The sequence below is a fragment of the Paenibacillus pinihumi DSM 23905 = JCM 16419 genome (genome assembly GCF_000422505.1).
Classification (GTDB): Bacteria; Bacillota; Bacilli; order Paenibacillales; family Paenibacillaceae; genus Paenibacillus_D; species Paenibacillus_D pinihumi.
Genome location: NZ_AULX01000020.1, coordinates 40,279 through 63,647 on the forward strand (window position 1 = coordinate 40,279; position 23,369 = coordinate 63,647).

Annotated in this window: 18 protein-coding genes, 1 pseudogene and 1 other annotated feature; of the genes and pseudogenes, 5 read left to right on the forward strand and 14 right to left on the reverse strand. The window is 45.0% G+C overall.

Annotated elements, in window-relative coordinates; all coding sequences use genetic code 11:
- Window positions 1–23: 23 nt before the first annotated feature.
- From H583_RS0106035 to pdxR, 6 genes and pseudogenes are all read right to left on the reverse strand, one after another.
- Window positions 24–1,904, reverse strand: coding sequence for an alanine--tRNA ligase (locus tag H583_RS0106035; RefSeq protein WP_028559683.1), 1,881 nt, complete (start codon window positions 1,902–1,904; stop codon window positions 24–26).
- 121 nt (window positions 1,905–2,025) lie between these two features.
- Window positions 2,026–2,269, reverse strand: a binding site (T-box leader).
- 150 nt (window positions 2,270–2,419) lie between these two features.
- Window positions 2,420–2,809 carry an IS3 family transposase gene (locus tag H583_RS32065; RefSeq protein ID WP_081667012.1) on the reverse strand — a complete coding sequence of 130 codons (390 nt, stop codon included), beginning with the start codon at window positions 2,807–2,809 and terminating at the stop codon, window positions 2,420–2,422.
- Between the two features lie 20 nt (window positions 2,810–2,829).
- Window positions 2,830–3,513, reverse strand: coding sequence for a helix-turn-helix domain-containing protein (locus H583_RS0106045; protein ID WP_028559684.1), 684 nt, complete (start codon window positions 3,511–3,513; stop codon window positions 2,830–2,832).
- A 381-nt stretch (window positions 3,514–3,894) separates the two neighbouring features.
- A complete protein-coding gene (locus tag H583_RS32070) occupies window positions 3,895–4,824 on the reverse strand; it encodes an RluA family pseudouridine synthase (RefSeq protein ID WP_036708672.1) in 930 nt (309 codons plus the stop codon).
- 17 nt (window positions 4,825–4,841) lie between these two features.
- Window positions 4,842–5,248: pseudogene (locus H583_RS0106055) on the reverse strand (class I SAM-dependent RNA methyltransferase); the annotation flags it as partial.
- A gap of 142 nt (window positions 5,249–5,390) precedes the next feature.
- The gene (pdxR, locus tag H583_RS0106060) at window positions 5,391–6,881 is read right to left on the reverse strand and encodes a MocR-like pyridoxine biosynthesis transcription factor PdxR (protein ID WP_036708676.1); all 1,491 of its coding nucleotides are present in this window, start codon (window positions 6,879–6,881) and stop codon (window positions 5,391–5,393) included.
- 125 nt (window positions 6,882–7,006) lie between these two features.
- On the opposite strand from pdxR, the gene H583_RS0106065 reads away from it, so the two are divergent.
- Window positions 7,007–7,642, forward strand: coding sequence for a pyridoxamine 5'-phosphate oxidase family protein (locus H583_RS0106065; RefSeq protein ID WP_028559687.1), 636 nt, complete (start codon window positions 7,007–7,009; stop codon window positions 7,640–7,642).
- A 202-nt stretch (window positions 7,643–7,844) separates the two neighbouring features.
- Here H583_RS0106065 and H583_RS0106070 read toward each other — a convergent pair whose 3' ends face one another.
- The 7 genes from H583_RS0106070 to H583_RS0106100 all read right to left on the reverse strand — a co-directional run bounded on the left by H583_RS0106070 (window position 7,845) and on the right by H583_RS0106100 (window position 17,661).
- Window positions 7,845–9,335: an MDR family MFS transporter gene (locus H583_RS0106070; protein ID WP_425414502.1), complete on the reverse strand. Its 1,491-nt coding sequence runs from the start codon at window positions 9,333–9,335 to the stop codon at window positions 7,845–7,847.
- Window positions 9,336–9,632: 297 nt separating this feature from the next.
- Window positions 9,633–9,998 (reverse strand): VOC family protein, encoded by a 366-nt coding sequence (locus H583_RS0106075; RefSeq protein ID WP_028559689.1) that lies wholly within the window; start codon window positions 9,996–9,998, stop codon window positions 9,633–9,635.
- A 185-nt stretch (window positions 9,999–10,183) separates the two neighbouring features.
- Complete coding sequence (locus H583_RS0106080) at window positions 10,184–10,963, reverse strand: squalene/phytoene synthase family protein (RefSeq protein WP_081667024.1); 780 nt, start codon at window positions 10,961–10,963, stop codon at window positions 10,184–10,186.
- A gap of 254 nt (window positions 10,964–11,217) precedes the next feature.
- Window positions 11,218–12,927, reverse strand: coding sequence for an ABC transporter permease (locus H583_RS0106085; RefSeq protein WP_028559691.1), 1,710 nt, complete (start codon window positions 12,925–12,927; stop codon window positions 11,218–11,220).
- A gap of 15 nt (window positions 12,928–12,942) precedes the next feature.
- Entirely contained in the window at window positions 12,943–13,956 is a 1,014-nt protein-coding gene (locus H583_RS0106090; protein WP_028559692.1) for an ABC transporter ATP-binding protein, read from the reverse strand.
- A 134-nt stretch (window positions 13,957–14,090) separates the two neighbouring features.
- Complete coding sequence (locus H583_RS0106095) at window positions 14,091–15,194, reverse strand: extracellular solute-binding protein (protein ID WP_028559693.1); 1,104 nt, start codon at window positions 15,192–15,194, stop codon at window positions 14,091–14,093.
- A gap of 295 nt (window positions 15,195–15,489) precedes the next feature.
- Window positions 15,490–17,661: an extracellular solute-binding protein gene (locus H583_RS0106100; RefSeq protein ID WP_028559694.1), complete on the reverse strand. Its 2,172-nt coding sequence runs from the start codon at window positions 17,659–17,661 to the stop codon at window positions 15,490–15,492.
- A gap of 163 nt (window positions 17,662–17,824) precedes the next feature.
- Here H583_RS0106100 and H583_RS0106105 point away from each other — a divergent pair, with 163 nt between their 5' ends.
- From H583_RS0106105 to H583_RS0106115, 3 genes are all read left to right on the forward strand, one after another.
- Window positions 17,825–18,685, forward strand: a complete 861-nt coding sequence (locus tag H583_RS0106105) for a glycerophosphodiester phosphodiesterase family protein (RefSeq protein WP_161631191.1) — start codon at window positions 17,825–17,827, stop codon at window positions 18,683–18,685.
- Between the two features lie 207 nt (window positions 18,686–18,892).
- Window positions 18,893–19,420 (forward strand): phosphoglycerate mutase family protein, encoded by a 528-nt coding sequence (locus tag H583_RS0106110; RefSeq protein ID WP_028559696.1) that lies wholly within the window; start codon window positions 18,893–18,895, stop codon window positions 19,418–19,420.
- Window positions 19,421–19,436: 16 nt separating this feature from the next.
- Complete coding sequence (locus H583_RS0106115; protein ID WP_245585853.1) at window positions 19,437–20,852, forward strand: hypothetical protein; 1,416 nt, start codon at window positions 19,437–19,439, stop codon at window positions 20,850–20,852.
- Window positions 20,853–20,941: 89 nt separating this feature from the next.
- Here the strand turns inward: H583_RS0106115 and H583_RS32075 are convergent, their stop codons facing one another.
- The gene (locus tag H583_RS32075; protein ID WP_051236073.1) at window positions 20,942–22,777 is read right to left on the reverse strand and encodes a glycerophosphoryl diester phosphodiesterase membrane domain-containing protein; all 1,836 of its coding nucleotides are present in this window, start codon (window positions 22,775–22,777) and stop codon (window positions 20,942–20,944) included.
- Window positions 22,778–23,099: 322 nt separating this feature from the next.
- Between H583_RS32075 and H583_RS0106125 the strand changes: the two genes are divergently transcribed.
- Window positions 23,100–23,360, forward strand: coding sequence for a hypothetical protein (locus tag H583_RS0106125; protein ID WP_028559698.1), 261 nt, complete (start codon window positions 23,100–23,102; stop codon window positions 23,358–23,360).
- Window positions 23,361–23,369: the final 9 nt, after the last annotated feature.

A 23,369-nucleotide genomic window follows, 5' to 3' on the forward strand; every position in this document is an offset into this window, starting at 1 on the left:
CTCGTACGAAAGAGTCTCATCAGCTATTGTTCCGCGTTCTGGAAATATTTATCAATTACTCCTTTAATCCTTCTAACTCCAGCAGAAGAAGATTGTTCTTTTTTAATACTGAACTTTCCTAAGTTTGTTGTATCTTCTACATGAGGACCTCCACATACTTCTCTACTCCAAACTTTCCCTTCGTTATCTTTGATTGTATAAACCTTAACGATATCCGGATATTTATCCCAAAAATTCCCTACAACATTACTTTCTTTCGCTTCAGTTTTAGGCAGCTCTGAAATATAGGTAATTGCTTTTGACGAAATCGCATCATTCACATACTTCTCCACCTCAGCTATTTGCTCTGGCGTAAGTTTTTCATCATGGTTGAAGTCAAACCTTAATCGTTCTGAAGTAATATTACTTCCTTGTTGATGAACATGATCACCTAAAACTTCCCTTAAACCAGCAAGTAATAAATGAGATACCGTGTGCAGCGCTGTTGTTTCCGTTGAATGTTCAGCTAATCCACCTTTAAATTTACCCGCAGAAGCAGTTCTGCTCTTTTCAGCATGTTTCTTTGCCGCCTCTACATAAGACGCCTTGTCCTCCATGCTATATCCACTTTCAGTTAGGAACTCTTCCGTCAATTCCAAGGGAAACCCATATGTTTCGTAAAAATAAAAGGCGTCTGCACCTGTAACTTTACCTTTATTCTTAAGATGTTTTTGTATTTCAATTTCTCCTTGCTGTAAAGTTCTATAGAAAAGATTTTCTTCCTTATTTACTATTTCGATAACTTTCTTTTTATTACTGATCAAATCTTCATAAGCTGTTGCTTCATCTATATAAACTTCAGACAACTCACCCACAAAACTTCCTCGTATACCGATTTTTTTACCTGCACGAATCGCCCTTCTTAATAACCTTCTTGTTATATACCCTGCATCACTATTAGCTGGCTCCGCACCATCATTAATTAGAAAAGTAGCAGCCCTCACATGATCAAGTATGATTCTAAACGACTTTAATTCATCAGTATATTGTTTACCACTTAACTCCATCAATTTTTTCTTGGGATTAAGGAAGAAAGCCGTATTATAAATATCCTTGTCACCATTAAGGGCTGTTGCAACCCTTTCTAATCCGCCTCCATAATCAATATTGGGATTTTGCATTTTTACAAATCCTGTGTCTTCTTTTTTGTAACACATAAATACGTTGTTCCCAATTTCTAAAAACCTCTCGCTTACAGAAGCAGGATGATCCAGTGAATCACCGCCTGGTTCAAGATCATAGAACATTTCACTATCAGGCCCACCTGGTTCACCAACAGGCATATCTAAGGGACTTCCGGCTCTACTCCACCAATTTTCTTTTTCATCGTATAAGAATATTTTCCCACCTCTAGATGTCCCATATTTATATGGATCATCCTCAATAATAGGTTCTATACCAACTGATTTGAATTTTTCTGACCAGATTTGAATGGCTTCCGTATCTTTCTGTATATTCAAATCATCACTTCCTATAAAAGCACTGATATACAGCCTGCCAGGATCAATTCCTAATTCGATAATATGCCAATTCCAAATGGCATCGATTTGCTTTTTCTTATAGTTATTTTCATTTGCTTTAAACTCCCATCGACCTATCATTTCAAAAAATGTTAGATGCGACGTATCTCCTACTTCATCAATATCCACTGTCCTTAAACACTTCTGAATATTAGTTATCTCATTACCTATCGGATGCTTTTCCCCCAATAAATAGGGAACCATAGGTTGCATTCCACTTCCCGTAAACAACGTTGAGGGATCATTTTCTGGTAACAAGCTAGAAGAGGGTACTTGGCTAGCCCCTATTCCTTTCATAAAATCAATATATGATTTTCTTAACTCATCTGGTGTCATTTTCACCATGCTCAATACCTCCATTTTAATTATTATTTATTCTTGGAAAATCCAAAAGTTTTTATTCTGCGAATATTCAAACGAAAAGAAATAAAACAAAAAAAGCCCTGAGCTGACATATTTCTTGTCAACTTAGGGCGAACTATTATGTCCGTGTTACCACCTAATTTCAGATTTCTCTGCACTCTATCAATACGGGATATCTCCGATATTGTTTCCTGAATAACGGTGGAACTCCGTTGAAGCCTACTAAGATTCCTCTGTTCGGTTCACAGCTCCGAGACTGCTTCACTATTAGATCAATGAAGATTCGCACCAACCATCTTCTCTCTGTGAGATCCCTAATACCTACTATTTCTCATCATAGCCTTTTCATTTTAAATTAAAGCGATTCTAACACACTCAACTTGCTCTGTCAATTTAATTCCACTATTTTTTATAAGGTATAAGTCTATCGATTCTACCATCAGCTTTGGCAATTCGGTTGCTTCGCATCCTCTGACTTCCCCGTTCGGAGGTGATGCTTATGCAATTTTCGCAGCTGCTTGAAATTCACGATTCATTACGTTCTCAGCGATATGTGTTTCCGAGGCTCTCACGTAGTTTGGACGCTTCCTGCGAATGACCGCCTTTAAACCGAGAGCTCTCATGATCCGGTAGTATCGCTTTTTGTTGTAACTCTTTTTAAGCTTACGGTTCAATTGGACGCGCATTTGACGATAACCCAGTATCCCTTTTCGCTTGTCATAGTGAAGCTTCACTTCTTTTGCTAGTGCAAGACGTTCAAGCTCTCGTTTGGACGGCTTCCACTTTAGCCATTTATAATAGGCAGATCTGGCGACTTTAGCAAGCTTGCATAGCGCTATGATGGCATAGCCCTTCTCCGCATGTAGTTCTTGAATTGCTTGATACAAGTCTACATGTCGAACAAAGGTTAGCGTGTAGGTCTTCGCCGGATCTCTGCTAACTTTTTTTCGAAGGCATTCTCCATTTCTAAATAAGCGTTGCGCGCTTCTAGCTCCTTGACCCGAAGTTTAAGACGCTCGTTCTCATCCAGTTCTTCCACTGGTTTATTGCGACCACGATGATCCCTAAGAGCCTCCTCACTGCCCGATTGATATTTACGAACCCATGCATACACCTGTTGGTAGGACACATCGTATTTCTTCATAGCTTTCTGATAATCCAACTGATTTGCAAGGGTATACTGTACAATTTCTACGCGTTCTTCAAATGTAGTTTTACGTCCTTTATTCATCCCGGATTTTCCTTTACGAGTCGGTTTAAGTTCTTCCCTACTAGTATACTTGGAAATCCATTTCTTCAAAACGCTTTTATCTGAAATGTGGTACTGCTTGGTCGCTTCTCGTATGGAATACGTTCCGGATAGAACATCTCTAATCGCGGCTTGTTTGAGCTCTCTCGAGTATACTTTCCAGGCCCTGGATTCCTTTAATCCTTCATAACCCTCTGCTTCATATTTCCTTATCCAATCCTTGACGGTTTCGTTGTCGATCCCCAGTTGTTTCGCTTCATAATGAGGATTTGAATCATGTTGCAGGCATCTTTTTACAACGTCTAGTTTTACATCTAATGAAATTGGACTCCTTTTCGACATCAAAAAAACTCCCATCATGGTAGTAGTAGAAGTTTTGTTTTTTCTACTGTCTACTATGTTGGGAGCATATCATTAGCGCCAAGGGAACGGGTTATTTTCTAAAGTCTCGCTGGGAGGCTTCCCACCCAAAATGTTGTGCAGAGAGTCGGATGGCCGTCCGGCTCCTTTTTCTATCCTAATCTTTTCTATCCTAATCATAATATGGCTATTTCATTCATGCGATTTATCTTCATCTCTATCCGCCAATACATCTCGCACTATTAGTTTTACTTCCTGACCAACAGTGAGCAACACTCAACATGTGCCGTCTTCGGAAACATATATCCGCTGCGATTCCGAACATGGTTTCTGATTTAAAAAGACAGATATCCTCGTCAACAGTTAATTTGAGGCAGAAGAAGGTTGTCGAAAAGGATTAAGAAACGGCTTGGGGATGTCTGTTTCAAAACGCAAGAGATCACCTTTTGTAGGATGTATAAAAGCTAACACACGAGCATGGAGACCGAGTCGTTTAATTACATTTAACTTCGAACCATATTTTTTATCCCCCACAATGGGATGTCCTATGTCTTGCATGTGGACGCGTATTTGATTTTTTCGCCCTGTTTCGAGTCGGACCTCCGCTAAGGTAAAGTTACTATTGGACTGAATAATTTTGTAATGTGTCACAGCGTGTTGACCGTCATTCGGACGATGACTGGAATACATTTTTAGTGTGCTGCTTTCTTTCAACCAAGACGAAATCGTGCCTTCCGTTTTCTTGATCTTTCCTTCAACCAAGGCAACGTATGTACGCTCCTTTACAGTGTCCTGCCAGGAGTTCTGAAGCAATTGCTGAACCCTCTCGCTCTTGGCGAACATCATCACACCGGAAGTATCTCGATCCAGACGATGAACAACAAAAACCCTGCTTCCAGGATCTTTAATTCGAACATGGGCCGTTAGCTGCCGGTAGGCTGTCATTTCGTTTTCTTGGGAAGAAGCGATCGACAGCAAACCGGCATTTTTCTGAATGACGATGATATCCTCGTCCTCATGCAGGATAGATAGCCCGACGAGCAGCGGTTCTTCAACAGGCTTATCCTTTCGAATGGTAACCGTTTGTCCAGGCACAAGAGGACAATTATATTCTGTCACGACCCGATCGTTGACCGTTACTTGTCCGCGGGCTAGTATGGCTTTAACGGAGTTCCGGCCGAGTTTGGATAGTTTTTGCAATAAAAAAAGCAGCAGTTCCGTCGGTTCTTTGACGGTATACTGACTGTAATTGGGACGGCTGACTTTAGGGTAGTTCGTTTTTTTCTTATGCATAATCGGAACCTCCTGCTTTAATTGGTTAGTGAACAGTACTCAACATGATTCGTCTGAGGGAACACATCCACCGGCTGCACGCTCTCCAGGCAAACCCGTTTTCCAACAAGTACTTGCAATCCTTCGCAAGTGCCGACGGGTTGCACGATACATATACGAGCCGCTTGGGCTTCGCCTGGACCAGCGCCTCAAGCAATGGGCGCTCGCAGCCGGTGCGCGGCGGATCGACAACAACGACATCAGGCCGAATGTCCCTCCCGATCCACTCCGGCAGTAGCATCTCTGCACGTCCTTCATAGAACAGCGCATTGCCCACTTCGCTCTCCCGCGCATTATCTCTGGCGTCTTGCACCGCCTCCGGGATCATCTCAATCCCCTGGACCTCCCGCCCATGCGGAGCCAGCCACAAGCCAATTGTTCCCGTGTGCTTCACGTACGCGCTGGATCAGCCTGCGAGAATCCGGCATACGGTCAATTTTCGTAATGCTTTCCCCGCTCCGTTTCCAACTGTAATCTACTTAATATATCATAAACATTACCCTTTGCCCAACCACAATTCATGTTCGTCACGAGGTCGAAATCCCTTCAAGCGACGTCCAAATTTCTTCCATTTTACGAACACCATAAATAATCTGCTCCTCAGTCAAATGAGGGAATCTGAAATAAGCGCCATAACGGATAGAACCCCAATCCTCTTTTTGAACGCTCGTCTCCGGCCAACAAATCCCGCTCTCCAGACAGGCCTGCCGGTATTTTACATAGTCTTCCGCGCTGCCCCGCCACCAGCCGAACAGGTTCAATCCCGCATCCCCTTCCACCCAGTTGAACAGGCCGGACAGACGGCTGTCCAGCTGCTCGCGCAGCAGCTTGAACTTCTTGCCGTGCACGCGCTTCATTCTCCGCAAGTGGCGCTCATACTCACCGCTTTGCATCCAGGCCGCCAACGCCCGCTGTTCCAGCAGATTGCATGGATGCGGATCGAACAATGCTTTTGCTCTTGCATAGAGGCGAACCAGAGAAGCAGGCAATACTGCATAGCCGATTCTCACATGTGACAGCAGCGTGTTACTGAAGCTCCCGACATAAATCACCCGTTCCTCCCTGTCCAGCACCTTGAGCGGCTCCAGAGATTTGCCGCGGTGGCGGAATTCACTGTCATAATCATCTTCTATAATAAGCGCATTATGCCGTGACGCCCATGCCAACAGTTCATGTCTGCGTTCCAATGACAGCACCGCACCCGTTGGGAACTGCCGGTTGGGAGTGACAAACAACAGCTTCGCATCCCAATCTTCCGGTATAATCCCCTCACTGTCTACAGGAGCGTGCAAGCATATGCCGCCCAAAGCCTGAAAAGCCCGGAGTGCTCCTCCATAACCGGGATTTTCGACAACGACCCTCTCTCCAGGGTTAATGAACAATTGAGCTGTCAAAGCCAACGCCTGCATGGAGCCATTAAATACAGCGATTTGCTGCGCATCCACGGCAATGCCTCTGGCACGGCGCACATATTGGGCGATGCTTTCCCTCAAGCCATCGTCACCCAATGTTGAAATCCGTGATCGGCTCCGCAGTCCATTCCCCTCAGCAAGTTGTCTGGACTCCGCATAGAGGAAACGATGCCATTCCTTGTCCGGGAACTCTGTCTCCGACCCCCATGCACCAAAATTAATGGTCTGTTTCTCGTTGCTCTGCACATTCGAAGCTTCTTCTTCCTTCCATCCCTGCAGCTCATGGATACGCTGGCCCCAATCTGCAAGCAAATATTCACTTCTCCCAGGTGATTCACCTGTCCTATGCTTGGGTGGCTGAAACGAGACAAAGGTTCCTTTCCCCACCCCGCCCGTGATATAGCCTTCAGAGGAAAGCATATCATATACCTGGCTGACGGTACCCCGTGACACATCATACATTGCAGCCAACTCACGGCTGGATGGCAGCCGGGTGCCGGCCTCCAGCACCCCCGAAACAATAGAGTCATATAGCGCATGATACAACGCAAGCCGTTTCTTCGAAAACTTCTCCGTATATACATGATATGGGATGTGAAATTGCATAGCATTCCCGCCTCAATTTAAATGGTCTAATAAAGTTAATGTAAATTGGATCTTTTTAATTGTCAATAACTACAGTAAGCTGGGACTCAAATATATTGTTCTATGGATTGAGGAGGGGCTTGTCTATGAGAAGAAAAGAATTTGAATTGATGGATGCTGCTGAAACCGGACAATTCCTGCAGGAGATGACATTCGGTGTGCTGGGGACGATTCATGAGGATGGCTGGCCGGAACTGACTCCGCTGAATTTTGTCTATTTCAATGACTATATTTATTTCCACGGCAGCGTCGCCGGACGCAAAATTAAAAATATAAAAGCCAATCAGAAGGTCACCTTTTCGGTAGCCAAGGAGTATTCGATCATCCCTTCATATTTTACAGATCCGAAGCTTGCCTGTCCGGCGACCGCCTTTTTCAAATCGGTCATTATTAAGGGCGAGGCTGAACTATTAACCGACCTTGAAGAAAAAGCGGCTGCTTTGGGGGCGTTTATGCGGAAGCTTCAACCAGAGGGAGGGTACGCTCCAATTGATCCCGCAGATCCGGACTATACCGGACAATTAAAAAGCACCTCGGTCGTGCGCATAACCGTCCGCGAGCTTTCAGCCAAGTATAAATTCGGACAAAACAAAAAAGCTCCGGAATTTGAACATATCCAAGAGCAGCTTGTGCAGCGCAATACTGAGCTTGATGCCCAGACGATTGCCATGATGGAAGCCTTCTGTCCCCATCACCAGAAAAAGGATGACAATCAGGCTTAATAATGGACAGACAAGCTGGCTGGTAAAGGAATGCCTTACTCACCAGCCAGAACCTAGTTTTTTCTAAACTTACTTAAATATCCAGTCTTTATGTATGCAAAAAAATGCGCACCTTCCGTTAACCTCTATGTTTCACCAGGCTTAACGGGAAGTGCGCGCTTTAACTTCTATTTAACGTTTCACTAGAATTGCATGGTCAGCCTTAGTGTGCATGAACCTGCTGCATTTCGCCTCCACTCTCAGGCTGAGTGCGTTTGAGGAAGAATAAGGCAAGTACGAGTGCGATCGCGACAAGACCCAGAGCAAGCAGGAATGCCTGTCTCATACCCGCAGCCAGTGATAGTGCCGGCAGATCTGCTGCTGCAACAGTTGCCGCAGCATCAGAAGCATATTGAGCTGCTCCTGTTGTCATAATCGTAACCAGCAGGGCCATGCCGACTGCTCCACCAACCTGTTGAATGGTACCAACAATTGCAGTTCCATGCGGGTACAGAGCTGGTTTCAAACCATTAAGCCCATTGGTCATAACTGGCATCATCAGCATGGAAATACCAAGCATAAACAAGGTGTTCAGCAGCATGATCGTGATATACGAAATGGACAGCGTCATGAACGCAAAGCCGACCAGACCGCCTGACAGCAGCAGCAATCCGACCAGCGCCAATCCTCTAGCTCCAAAACGGTCAAACAGCCTTCCGGTGATTGGTGACATAATTCCCATAACAACCCCGCCCGGAAGCATGGCAAGTCCTGCTTCAAGCGGCGAGTAATGAAGGGCATTCTGCAGGAAGATTGGAACAAGCATCATCGTTGAGAACATCGCCATCATGACAATCAGCATGATAATAACGGACAGGCTGAATGTAAATGATTTGAATGCGCGCAGATCAAGCATCGGCTGCTTCAAGGAAAGCTGACGCAAAACAAACCACAACAGAGCCACGCCACCCACCAGAATCGGAATCAGTACACCGGGACTGGACCAGTCCCCATGGCCCTCTCCTGCACTGCTGAAGCCATATACAATACCGCCGAAGCCAAATGCCGACAAAATTACCGATAGCGGATCAAGCTTCGTCGGATTGGATTCGGAGACGTTTTTCAATCTGAAAAATGCAAACAAAATGACGAAAATAGCAACCGGAAGAACGCTATAGAACAGCATCCGCCAGTTATAATGCGCAACAATAAAACCGGACAGCGTCGGTCCGATCGCCGGAGCGAACGTAATGACGATCCCAATCGTCCCCATTGCTGCCCCGCGCTTGGACATCGGAACAAGTGCGAACACGACATTCGTCAAAAGCGGGAACATTAGCGCAGTACCGCTAGCCTGAATAATTCTGCCTACAAACAGCGGCGGAAATCCGGAAGCAAGAGCAGCTATTAATGTCCCTGCCGTAAATAGCCCCATAGCCGTCAGGAACAAGCCTCTTGTCGTAAAGCGTTGAATCAAAAATGCGGTCGCCGGAATCAATACGGCGATAACCAGCAAATATCCCGTTGACAGCCATTGTGCGGTATTTGGTGATACACCCAGGTCTGCCATAATCGGAGTGAGTGCGACGTTAAGCAGGGTTTCGTTCAGAATCGCAACGAACACGCCCAGTACCATCACAAGCACAATCAAACGATTGCTCTTGCTGCCAAAGGCGGACTGCTTTTCTTGTTTGTGAGCAGATGAAGCCAATATGATTACCCCTCTCCATGATCCGGCAAGCCCGCAACATGCGGACATTCCATGCCGGAATGATTAATCTCGGCTGCTCGCAGCTTAAAACTGCATGTTTATCTCTAGCAGCAACTGTAAGTTTACCGTATAAATAATAAATTAGCTATCCATTTCTGTTAACGCACGAACAAATTAAATTTTGACAATTCGTACGTAAAATGGTTGGCGCTGTTCAACAACCTCTCAGGGAATAGCTTGTTCAACTTAGTGCTATTTTAGCATGATGCAGCCAGCTGCATTTCTCACAGATTGCTAAAACTACTGACCGATGAGCACGAACACATTTCCATCGGGAGCCTCTATCACGGCCACATGCCCCGATTCGGTCTCAAAGGGAGTTTTAATCCACTTCACCTCTCCATTTTGGCTCAAATGATGGTACACCTGCTGCACATCTTCAACCAGAATTTCTGCTTCCGTAAATTTATTCTGGGGATGATTGCTGAGCACAAGCTCGGAGCTGTCTGCTTGAGGAAATTTCAGGCCGATTAGCGTCCAGACAAATCCATTGTCCATCGTCCGTTCAATCCGCCAATTTTCCGTTAAGCCCATTGCCGTGTAAAAGCCAAGCGATTTTTCCAAATCCTCTGCGTACATACAAACACATTCCAGCTTCTTGAACATCTGATGCCGCCCCTTTTATGTATGAAGAACAAATGTTTGCATTATGGATTTTACTACCTTCTTCTCTGAAAAGCAATCTAATTTTTATCCCATCCTTTTTGGCCGCATTTATAGATTTTTATAAAAAAAGAACCGTCCGGGATATACCGGATGGTTCTCATGTCCTCATTAAAATATGGTATTAATCAGGTAAGACTGTTGACCAGCTTCATGACTGCCTGTCTCGTCAATTTATTGCCGCCCGCGGCAATCAGATTCAACGTCGCATGAGCCAGCTTCAACGGTATTTTGCAAAATTCCAGCGCCGGACCGCCGTTGAGCTCTTCATTATACGCATCGCCAAGCTTCAGATTATTACGGGTATACTGGATCATCTCCTTGGAGCTCCAGCCCTCAGGAAAGAAATCCACGCCCCGCTTCAAATCCTCATCCCGGTTGCGCAAAATATTAACCGCTTGCAATCCGCGCCCGAAAGCAACCGCTTTTAAAGGATCTGTTTGCGTCCCGTCATACCAATGCCAGATTTCGGACAGCATCTCGCCGACCATACCTGCCACACTATACGTGTACGCATCTAAATCCTCTACAGTACGAATGCTCCAGCTCCGCTCGACCCAGTCAGCCATTTGGCCCGCCATCTTGGACGTATAACGGAATACAACCTCAGAGACGGTATCCGGACACAGCTCTGCCCACTCCTGAAGCCTCCAGCTTACCTCCGGCAAAACCTCACGGTGAGGGGCCAGGTAGCGTTCAATTTCACCTGCTCCACCTTGCTCTGTTAGGATATGCTGTACGCCGCGCAGCAGCTCAATCTTCAATTCGTCCGCAATCGATTCATGATCTTCAATTTCATCTATAGCTCTCATGCACAAATAAGCAGAGGCTACAGCTTCCTTCAAACCTGGCACCAACCGATTAATAGGAATATAGAAGGTCCGGCTTGTTTCTTTCAGCACCATCATTGCGTCTTTCAAGAAAAATAATACCTCCATCGCGATACGCTGCTTTTTTATTTTCTACTTTTTATCATATCACATTTTGATAGGCACATGAAAATCGAATCCCCCGGGATTTGTGAAATACTATTGAAAATCGCATATTTTTAAACACTAGAGACATTTGAAATGTCGCAATGTGTAGAAAGAGGGTCAAAATGGAAGTGAAGCTTCATTCCCCTTCCCCAAATTCAGGAGCCCCGGCGTTCATCATTCCTCCCTTATTTAGCTTTTCTGCCATACACCAGATACAAAGTAAGCGACGAAATGATCATCAGGATGACAGAGTATACGAATACCATAGCCTTGGCATCCACACTGACCTGATCAGTGCTGCTGTTTTTAATCACGATGCCTAGCGGTTCAAATAATGGATGGTATAAAAATACTGCCAAATCGTAATCTGCCAGATGCCCGTTAAAGTTAAGCGCCAACACAGCCATAATCGAGGGAAATATAATGGGAAGCAGAACTCTTCTTAGTGTATAAAATGTCCCGGCCCCAAGATTTTTCGACGCATCCTCCAAGGAATGATCGATCGAGAAGAAAGCGGCTCTGAGCAGCCTTAATGTAAACGGGATTTGCACAATGACATAGCCGATTAACAGAATCCATACGGTCCCCGTCAGTACGTTGTTCAAAATGATAAGCTTCGGCGAATCATAGGTGATAATCAGACCAAGCGCAATCAGCGTTGACGGCAATAACCAGGGAATGAGCATCGCATACTCTAATACCGTGGACAGTTTGTGATTGTATTTATGAAGAATTCGCGCTACAACGAGCGTCAGAATCACTACGATGACGGCTGAAACCGCTGAATATACGATACTAACCAGGTATGGCTTGAAATCACTGGCCTGCGTGAACAGCTTGGCATAATTATCGAATGTAAAATGGTTCCAGGATAAGGTCGATGTCGTAATGCTGTAGCTGTCTGAAAATGAGAATAATACAATAATAATAACCGGCATGACATATATCAAAAATAACAAGTATGCGATGGCGTGCACGATTGCATTGGCCAGCTTGTTATTAATTTTCTGCTTTTTAAGCTCCGACTTCACCTTGGAAATGGATACATAATGGCCGCCCTTTTCGATTTTTCTCATGACCGTAAGTAACAGAAGTGTAAAGACACCTAAAATAATGGCTAACAGGGCAGCCATGTCCCTGGAGGTCACGCTTTGGCCAAAGGATAAAATCATCGGATTAATCGTCTGAAAATCTCTTCCTCCTAAAACGATCGGTGCCGAAACAGCACCCAGGCCTGTAAGGAACAGCAGGATCGTAACAGCGAATATCGTGGGCTTCAATACAGGGAATACGACTCTTCTTAATATGTAAAAGGTCGATGCCCCCATATTTCTGGCGGATTCAATGGTTTGATAATCCACTTTTTGAATCGCATTGGATAAGAAAATCACATGATTGGAGGTAACGGCGAAGGTCATGACGAACAACACAGCCCAATACCCTTTGAACCAGGTGACATCCAGGGACGGGAAGAGCTGTACGAGAAAATTCGTAATGACGCCGTGATCCCCATAAATGAATTTATACCCGGAGACCAGGACAATGCCGCTGTAAATCAAAGTCGTCATATAGCCTAAACGTAGCAGCTTTGCCCCTCTAATATCAAAATAATCGGTTACCAGCACCAAAAAGATGCCCACAATATTGACAGTGACAACTAGCGAAACCGCGAGCACGACACTGTGAAGCAGACTTTTCAATGCACGTGAAGAATGGAGCAATTTTTGAAAGGGCTCCAATGACAACCGGCCATCTGCAAAAAAGGTCAGCTTGAGCAAATTCAGATTCGGATATACGAGGAAGGCAACAATGAACCAGGTCAGAAAAATACCTATGATTATGCCGATCAGCTTTTTGGAGGATAATTGTCCTTTAATCTTATCTACTACATTCATCGCAGGTTGTTCCTCCTAAAATTGCATGATGTCACTAGAATGAAGATACAGATCGAGCTCATCACCTATTGAATAGATGGTCATGCCGTCCTCTTTTTCAATATTTTTAATGACAGCCCCATCGATATCAAACGCATACTTTGTATAGAGGCCAAAATATTCAATGTCCACGACTTTGGCTTTTAACTGAATAAAGTCCTTGCCCGTATCTTTAAGAGCTGTATGCACTCTCTCCGTTCTCACGTATGCAGCCTTCTTCAAATCAAACGGTTTGGCGGATTGAAGGTTTATTTTCTCCAAAACAGGCTGCGCCAGTTTATTGATGTCCCCGATGAAGTTGCATACAAATTCAGTAGCCGAATAATTGTAGATGTCATAAGGCGTACCTGCCTGTTCCACAATTCCTTTATTAAAAACAGCAATTCGATCCGACAGCGTCAGCGCTTCTTCCTGATCATGCGTAACATAGATCGTCGTAATTCCGAATGCCTTTTGAATTCGTTTCAGCTCTTTCCTCAATTGAACACGCAGGCTTGCATCCAGATTGGACAGCGGCTCATCCATGACCAGAATACTTGGCTTTAATACCAGTGCTCTTGCAATGGCCACACGCTGCTGCTGCCCGCCTGATAATTCAGAAACCTTCTTCATTAATTGCTCATCGTTTAAATCAACCTTGTCGGCAATATCTCTTACTTCATCATCGATTTGTTTTTTGGTCATTTTTTTCACTCGTAATCCGAACGCAATATTCTCATACACATTCATCGTTGGAAACAAGGCATAATTTTGAAACACCATGCTGATTTCTCTTTTTTCCACGGGTACGTTCGTAATATCCGCGCCTTTAACAAAGATTGAACCGCTTGTAGGCGTGACGAATCCGACCAAACTTCTTAGCGTTGTTGTTTTGCCGCATCCGGAGGGTCCCAATAACGTGAAAAACTCGCCTTCCTTTACCTCAAGATTCAAATTTCTAATCGCTGCAAAATTCCCGTAGTTAATTTCTATGTTTTTAAATTCAATCATGGTTCCCACTCCTTGCGTCCTTTGCATACGAATTCGAATAAAATAACACTCGTGCAGGCGGGTTCCGCTCTGCTTGTCCGTTATAGAACTTGTCCATAATCAGAACCCGCTGCATGAATGTCCTTTATAAAAATCTACGGCAGCAGCTCAAGCTCAATTTTTTCGATCCATTTATCCATATTTTTCGCAACAAACTGCCAGTCTATTTGCTGTGTTTTCAATGAAGCATCCAAATCCTTAATATCTTTAGGGGCGGCTTCCAGAGCCTTTTCATTGGCTGGCAGACTGGAGAACTTTTTGGCCCATTCCCCTTGAACCTCAGCGCTTCCGAACCAGTCAACAAATTGTTTGGCTGTATCCAAATTTTTGCTTCCTTTAACAATTGCAACGTGCTCTACAATATAAGGAACACCGATTTCCGGCTTAACAACTCCAGCTTTGACGCCATACTGTTCCTCACGGGATTGAATGCCGCTTGACCACATCGGGCCAAACGGGGTTTTTCCGCTGGCCAGATTCGCATAGAAATCTTCACCTTCGGCCTGATGGTAGCCGAATTTCAAATAATCCCGGATTTCATCCCAGCCCTCCTGGGAAATGCCGTACTGGCCGTTCGGATCCTGATAGCGTACCAGAATACCTGCAAGCACCGCTCTTGTAGTTCCGCCTCCAAATGTCGAAGGGGCATCATATTTCCCGTGGTATTCGGCCTTTTTCCAGAGATCGGTCCAATCCTTGGGCGCCGTTTTTTCATCGAACAGCTTCGAATTATATATCAGCACAATGGCTTGCTTTACCAGTGCATGGTAATAATCTTCCTTGTCGTTCAAGCCTTCGGCAACTTCCGATGCCCACACCGGCTTATACGCCTCCAGCAGGCTTTGTTCTTTAAAATTCTCATAATTGATGGTGCTTAATCCAAATACAACATCTGCAACCGGGTTGTTTTTTTCAGCGATTAGACGATTTGCGATATCCCCGCCGCCAGCTTCAACGAAGTCCAGCTTGAATCCATTTGCCAATGCCTGTTCTTTCAGCCAATCGCCTCTTCCGTCAGATAAAGAGTTCGAATAGACAACAAGCGATTTTGTTCCATCCTTGCCGGCATCGGCAGATGTCGTCTTGCCAGGTGCTTGGCCGCCTTCACCTGAATTTGCCTGATTCGTACTCGCACACCCCGATAACAGCAACGATGCAGACAAGACGAAGCTCAATACAATCAACAGTGGTTTTCTCACGTGTGTGTACTCCTTTGTTGGTTGAATTTCATTCTTTTCCAAGTTCTTTTCCACGCTAATCAACTGTCTCAGACATGAACAACAGATCGCTTCTTTTAGGCACCTCCTCAAAATTGGAACGTGTCATTTTCTCTCTTCAGTCCCCATTATAGGTATCGCCATTCTCACCGTCAATAAGGCTACAAACAATTAACATGCGTTTTACAATCGCTTTACATACCGGATTTTTGAACCAAAGAATGTTCCCGCAACAAAAAAAATGACCGTCCCTGATGAGGACGATCATGAATTGGAACTAACTTTTGGAGTCATGGAAGAATACGGATAAATCATGATTGATTTGATCAATGGCCTGCTCTGCATCTATAGCACCGCTTAACACACGTTCAATTTGCTGGCCTACGATTTGTTCGAATTGCTTCGCATTGAACCCTTTGCCGTCTGAAAATTTCGTGTCACGCACACCTGCAAAATTTGTTTTGCTCACTTCATAGAGCCAAGGATACAGTGCGCTTATCGTTTGATTATTGCTTACTTTGGCATTGGCCGTTGTTCCCCCAAGCAAACTGATTTGTTCGGCGATTTCAATGGTGTTGACCCAATTTAAAAAGCGCACGGCCTCATCCAGCTTGTCCGTATACTTGGAAATGCCGATTACCCCTCCACCCAATAACGGATTATTGCCGGGCACAGGAGCTGAGCCGATAAAATTGCCGAAATCACTATGTGCAATTCTGGAGACGTGGTTCATAAACCCGATCACCATGGCGGTTTCACCTCTGGCAAAGCTGTTGACCGCCTCTCCCCACCACGTTTCATCAAGCTGCTGGGCGACACTGACCACTTCCAGGTAGCTGCCGAGCGCTTTGACCGCTTTCTTTTTATTCAATTCCATCCCTTTATCACGGACCAGCTTGCCGTTGAGTGCATAATACCTGGTCAGAAATTCCAGAGCAATGAGCTCCGGCTTGCCCAATGTTACACTGGCCCCATACGCTGTCGGGGACGGTACAAACTGCGAGCGGGAAAAAAACTGGACCAATTCATTATACGCTTCAAAATCCTTAGGCAGGGACAGCTGTTTTTTATACTTCTCATAATACATGCGTTTAATCTTTGGGTCTTCAAATAAATCCTTGCGATAGAACAGCATTTGGATACTCGGGTCAAAAGGAATCGCATAGATGGTCTCTTCAATTTGTGAGTAATTATTTTTGATTTGCTGGGGAAGCTCATCAATGAGCTGATCCAGCTGGCGGTTCAAATGTATCAATGGCTGAAAAATATCTTTCCCGAACCACGGGAGCCACGCCATATCCATCCGGATTACATCATAGTCGTGAATATCCGCTTTATCATTGATGATTTGATAAATCTCATCATAGGACTTGATCGTCAAGGATGCTTTGATGCCTGTAGTCTTTGTAAAATGCGGCAGCAGCTTTAAGAGTGCATCAGTTGTCGGACTTGTCACCGTCAAAATCGAAAGCGAGCGTTCCTTATTCTCTTGAGTGGTAATGTCCCAATGCCTGATTCCGTCATTCTCCAAAAGGATTTTATTTTTAATTTTATAATTCTGGTTGACCTGATTGATGAGCAAATTCGCAATTTCGCGTCCCAGCAATTGATAATTTTGATGATAGACCATAAGTTTGTCTACATACATAGGCTGTACAGCCCCAAGACTTAAAATATTGGGCGCGGCCTGTACCGATCCAAAAACATGCGCCGTTTTCAATAAATAAGCTTTACTCAGACTTGAAGTCACAATAATTTCGGGAAGTTCCTCCTGGAACAGTTCAAACGACTTTTCATAGGACTGGTTCAAAGGCACATGAATGATTTTCACATCCTGCCCCTTTAAATGCTGTGCGATCGCATCGGCAAATGTTTTTTCATTGGAAAATTTGACTTCATCCGAGAAAATGCCAACCGAGCCATATTGGTTGTCCGTTATGAATGTTCCGATTTCTGCTCCTGCTTTATGAAAATCAAAAGAAATAAATTTCTCGGCATTGGGCAGCTCCCGGTTGACAAAGAGGATATTTTCTCTTGGAATGCTCATTTCCGAATAATATTCATTGGCATTATCCAGACAGGAAATCGTCACAATTCCCGTTACACGTTCTTCTGCAATTTCCTTAATCACATTTTTCTCGTTATTCGGCAGATCATGAGTTGTATATAAGTGGGTACGATATCCCAGTTTCGTTAGTGCCGTATCTAAACCCCTATACATTTGCGCATATTCTTCAGACTCGATGCTGGGAATGATAATGGATACGGAATTGGTTGCGCCTGATCTTAAAGATTTCGCTTTATAGTTGATTTTGTATCCTAATTTCCGGGCTGCTTCTTCAACCAATTGAATCTTTCGTACACTTACGTTTCCTTTGCCGTTTAACACATTCGAGACTGTGCCATGTGATACCCCTGCTTCTCTTGCGATATCTTTAATCGTTGGCATCTCAACCGTTGACCTCCCTAAATATGCCTCAACATTGTCCCTTCCATCTTAACTTATTTTAGTCTGTACGAAAACAAGCATTGCATACTTTCAATATTGACACGTTCCAAATTTAGATGTTACGATGGCGATAGTTCAAATCAGAGATGAGGATGGGAGCCTTATGACAGGAAAAAAAGAATATTTGGACATGAACAGCTTGTTGAATCAAAAACTGGATGAGCTTCAAGTTTTAATTGCCGTACACCGGGGAAGCCCTGGCGGCAATATAATTGAGAACACCATTCCCGCTTTTAAGGCTGCAATTCAGCAAGGCGGAGATATCATTGAACTCGATGTGATTCAATCCACAGACGGATTGTTTTATATTTTCCATGACGGAATGGAGGACAAGCTTTTCCACGAGCACGATAATATTAAAACGATGGACTCGGCCCGAATTCAGAATCTGGAGTACGTCAACAGCAATTATCAAAGAGTGAACTATAAAGCAGACCGCCTGGAGGATGTTCTTGCCTGCTTTGAAGGCCAAACTGTCATGATCAATATCGACAGAGCATGGGATTATTGGACTGAGCTGCTGCCTGTCCTCGACCAATTTCAGGTTGCCCGGCAAATCCTGTTAAAAGGGCCCGTCATCAAGGAGCAACTGGCATTCCTGAACGACTATGGGACGAAATATATGTTCATGCCAATCGTGCATTCCGTGGAAGACATTGAACTGACGTTAAGCTATCCAAATCTCAATGTAGTGGGCATCGAGTTGATTGCAGATACCAAGTCCCATCCTTTATTTCAGGATGACGTTATCCAGCGGCTGCACAGCTTGGACTTATTTGTATGGGTGAACGCAATTACGCTGGATGACAATGTAGTCCTGTATGCGCGGTTGGATGACGATGTATCCGTTATTCAAAACCCTGACCTGGGATGGGGAAAATTGTTTGAAAAGAAGATTGATATTATTCAGACGGATTGGCCTGCTATTCTGGCAGCTTACCGCAGCAGAAAATTAGGAATTTAATTGAAATATTATAAAAACGCCACTCTCATTCTTTCAAAGAAAGAGAGTGGCGTTTTTGTTCGTGCAGGAATACTCATCGTCTACATCATCCCAATTTAAGGATTGTATGTGCGCTTGTCAATTTACGCATTATACTCTGGGGCGAAAAGTTGGCTTCGTCTAAAACTAGTACAGTATGCGGCAAGCGGCTAAAGGATGGTGTTTGACATGGAGAGCAGTACAGTATTTTATTTGGCCCGGCACGGAAAAGCCGTTTCCAATGCGAAGGATGCTCCACTAAGCGCAGAAGGAATCACGCAGGCAGAGATGCTCGCTGAGTTCTTAGCCTCCATTGAGGGCCTGCAAATTGCCCGCCTGATTTCCAGTTCTTATTTGCGGGCTTGGCAAACGGCGGAAATAATTGAACGGAAGCTTGGAATAAAGCTTGAACCCCCGGAGAGCCGGCTTCGTGAACAAGGAGTAAGAGGTTTTGACGAGGAGGAGAGTGAGGAACAGGTCATTATGCGAGTTGCGAATCTGATGGAGCAATTACGCCATAGCGGACATCATTCCTTTCTTCTCGTTACCCATCGGCTAACCCTTACTTTATTGCTCCGCCACTATGCCCCTGAATTTGTATTAGGTACTGTAACATCCCCGGATCTGTACACTCTGACATTCCGTGATGGCGCATCACCGGAAGCCGGACGACTATGGATTCCAAATCAGCAGCCTGAAGTTTTATCAAAATTATAAGATATCGGAGGAACACATGATGCAGGGAATATTGGAACGGAACCGGATCACTTCTTTGACGAAACCGGATATTTCAAATATGCAGGCCTGTGTACAGGACATCAAGAAAGCAGTACTCTCTAATCTGCAAGGCCCGCCAGATATCCTTGATTTCCATGAATTGAGAGGCAGACTGCAAGCAGCAAAGGACAAGCTTCCGAAATTGTATCAGGATGCCGTCGTGAATCCGTTTATAAAAACATTGGATGAGTTGGGACAGCAAGGCTTTATGCAAATTCTCATTAGAGATCCGAAGCGAAACAGTACCGCAAGGCTGATGCTGGATATTGCCCAAAGCATATTGCAAAACGCCGAAGGCTATAATGCTATTGCTTCTGATGCATTTCAGGAGGTTGTAAGTGATCTTTATGACGGATTCCTTAGTGCGAGTGACCGGGCTGGCATCAAGCCGCCGGATTACAGCATTATTCCGCCGCTTGTAAAATGGGGACAGCCGGAGAGCGGGCCTTATACTTGGCCCATCGATGCGACAAGCAGCTTTGGCTTGAAAACGGCTGTTGTAAGTCTGCCTCCGGTACATGCCCATACCGGCTTATTATCCTGGTCCAGCATTCCGCATGAAGTATGCGGCCATGATATTTTGCATGCGGACGAGGGCTTATTGCAGGAACTGTCTGAGAAAGTACACACCGCATTAGCCAGCCAGAATATCGGACATGGACTGCCGGACTACTGGGCTTCGCGCATTGATGAGACAGCATCGGATGTGCTCGGAGTCCTTAACCTTGGCCCGGCGGCAGCTATTGGGCTCATCGGCTATTTCCGTGGTATTCGCGCGGCAATATCAGGGGATGCCCGGCTTCAAAACAATGGATCTTCAAATGATCCGCATCCCGCTGATATTCTAAGAGGCTATCTGGGCGCGTACGCCACCTCCCTGCTCGAGTTCGATGATTCCGCTGCCTGGGCACAAATCATTGAATCCGAAACAAATAAGGATTTATCGTCCATCCGCCTGAACGGCCGGGAAGTTGATCCGGAAACAGCCAAGCGCTCGGCCCGCATCGTTGCGGAGACCATTATGAAGACGAAACTGAGCAGCCTTGAGAATCACAGTCTGGATGAAATTCAAAACTGGAGAAATCAGGATGAACAGATTGTTGGCGTCCTGCGTCCATTGCTGCAAACTTTTGTCCCGCTTGATGACGAATTCCGTTCAGGCTACTACGCAGCCCATGTTGCCGCAGCAGCTGTGACTGAAGGTCTTACCCAGAATGCCGACCTGCAAATCATTTTCGACCGGATGCTGGCACTGCTGAAGATTATGCATGATACGAATCCTGCATGGGGACCACTTCACATTCATCATCCAGGGGATATTGCACCGCACTTCCTCTATCAGGCATCCGTTCCAAAACCGCTTCTGATTTAAGACAAAGCCCCGCAAGCTTTTGCTTATGCAGAAGCTTGCGGGGCTTTCAAATTGGAGAGACCCTTCCTGTAGAATCAAATTGCCCTTCCCTATAAAAACTTTAAATTATTCAGCCACTGGGTCAACGCCGCCAGCGGCCCCATACTAAGCTCTTCTGCAGCGGCAATCGCATCCTCAGGGTAATCTGTTATGATACCGTCGACACCCATGCTGAAGAATCGTGTCATGCTTTCTTTATTATTTACGGTCCAGACATAAACAGGCTTGTGATGCAGTCTCGCCGAAGCAATGACCGATTCTTTGACCATATATTCTTCCATAACGACAAAATCGGCATGAATCCGTCCCATATCCGGGACACCGGCGAACATAATATACCCCACCTGAAGCTCTGGTGCCGCGGCTTTGACTTGCTGCACAATTTCATAATCAAGCGATTGTACAACGCATTCCTCCTGAAAATGATTTTCGCGTACAATCCGGGTAAATGTATCCACCAGATTTTGTTCATTTCCATGTGTTTTGATTTCAATGTTTAACTTTATTTTGCCCCGGGCCATATCCATTACTTCTGCCAGGCTGCTAATCCGCCCTGTCAAACTTCCCTGCTTCACTTCCAGTTTTTTTAGTTCATCCATCGTCAGATCATACACCTGGGCATTAACACCTGTGAGCCGCTTTAGATTCGTATCGTGTATGACGGCAAGATCACCGTCCCTAGTCTCCAATACATCGATTTCTGCATAATCCGCTTTTGCCTCAATAGCGCCCTGAATCGCTTCGATCGTATTCTCCGGCCCCTTGGATATGTATCCCCTATGAGCCATAATCTCAACTTTTTGATCCGCCATGTCCAATTCACCGATAGCCGGCAGGACAGCAAGTGCCGTTGCAAACACAATAACAGTGCCAAGTACGATCAGTTTTCTTTTATGCTTGAGAAGCAGTCCTTGACTCTGAATAGAACGGTCTTCCTTGCTCTTGGGCTCGGGAAGCTGCAGCATGGCATGATCCGGATCTGCTTTCGCCATGTATATCCGGGTAAGCGTCGTAATATAAAGCGGCATAAAAAATAGCGTCGCCAGATAGAAGGATAGTACAGTGCTTTTCAAGGCAACGGTCCTCACAAGACCTGCAAATACCGTCTGCTTCTCCCAGAGGAAATATAGAAGGCCAATCCCGCCCATAAACAATACCAGCAGTAGAATGACAACGATCATGTACAATAGCAATACGGACACGATGACCACAGTTATGCGGATATATCTTTTTTTAAGGAGTGCAACGCTTTTTTTCGCCGCCTTCCAAAAGCTTGCCACCCCCTCGATCACCACAACATGAAGCAAAAAAGTCCAGCGGACATTGAAAAACAGCATAACACCGAGCACACCGGCAAGCAGCAGTGCTCCTCCGACTGTTTTTGACAGCTCGCCCGAGATAAAATTAGGAATTTCCAAGGAAGGCAGCAGCGTAGCGCCGAATCCCGCACCGAGCGGCAGAAACAGCAGCAGATAGATCGCCCATCCCAGAAATCCATACTTGAACAGCGATGGAAGGTAGGACAGCGATTGCAAAAACGCCGGGATAAGCCCGATCCGCTGTCTTTTGTGACCGTAATAAGAAAGGATAATGAGAACGGAAAACTCTAAAAAAATCAGCAGCGTGGCAATGGGAACCAAAATCAGCATGCATAACAAGCCATAGCCGCTTATCACAAATTGCAGCAGCTCATAATTGGTTGCACCCGCAAACCCTCCCAGCCGGAGAAGTCCGCGGAATATGAATGAAATCGCCGGAATGAAGATAAATAACGTTAGCGTCTTATAAATTAACTCGAAAACTATGATTTCCCGGTACGTAAAGGCCAGCGTCCGAAAAATATCGGCAATCTGCTTGTGTATAGGAACCTTATAAGCCTTGCTCATTATTAACACCTGCTTGTAAAGAGAATTATCCGTGAAGCCAGACTACAAAACTGTCAGGTTGAAATATCCTTCATTTTAACATAAAGCTGGAATACTTGTTAGAAGCCCTTCCTCTCTCCAGCAGTGATTTCCTTATCATCCATCATGTAGCGTTCTTGCATGGTATATCCTATAATAAAAATTAACCCCGAAATCAAGCTGCAAATTTCACAGATCCCGGCTACGGACAGGGCTTAACGCCTTCGCCAAGGAGAGATGGATCTTTGCATTGCCTTTCCCCTGTCATTCATAAGGATATTGAAGGCATCTTACGGAAGAAATTATGCTCGCCGTACCCAATCATCACTCTTTTGCCGAACGCAGCAGTATAAGCTTGATTGAAGCGAGCCATGAGCCGTTTATATGTATTAAAAGCGGAAATCCTGCCTTCCATGTCATTCGCATTGAGCAGCCTGTGTGCACGCGTACTTATCAGATTGCGTGGTCCAAGAGCGCCGTTACTTGTCCCAGGCTGCCTGTCTTTTCCGGGATTTTCCCGTTCAACGCTTTGCCGGAATATCCAAATTATAACCTGAACGATTGAAAGGGGTTG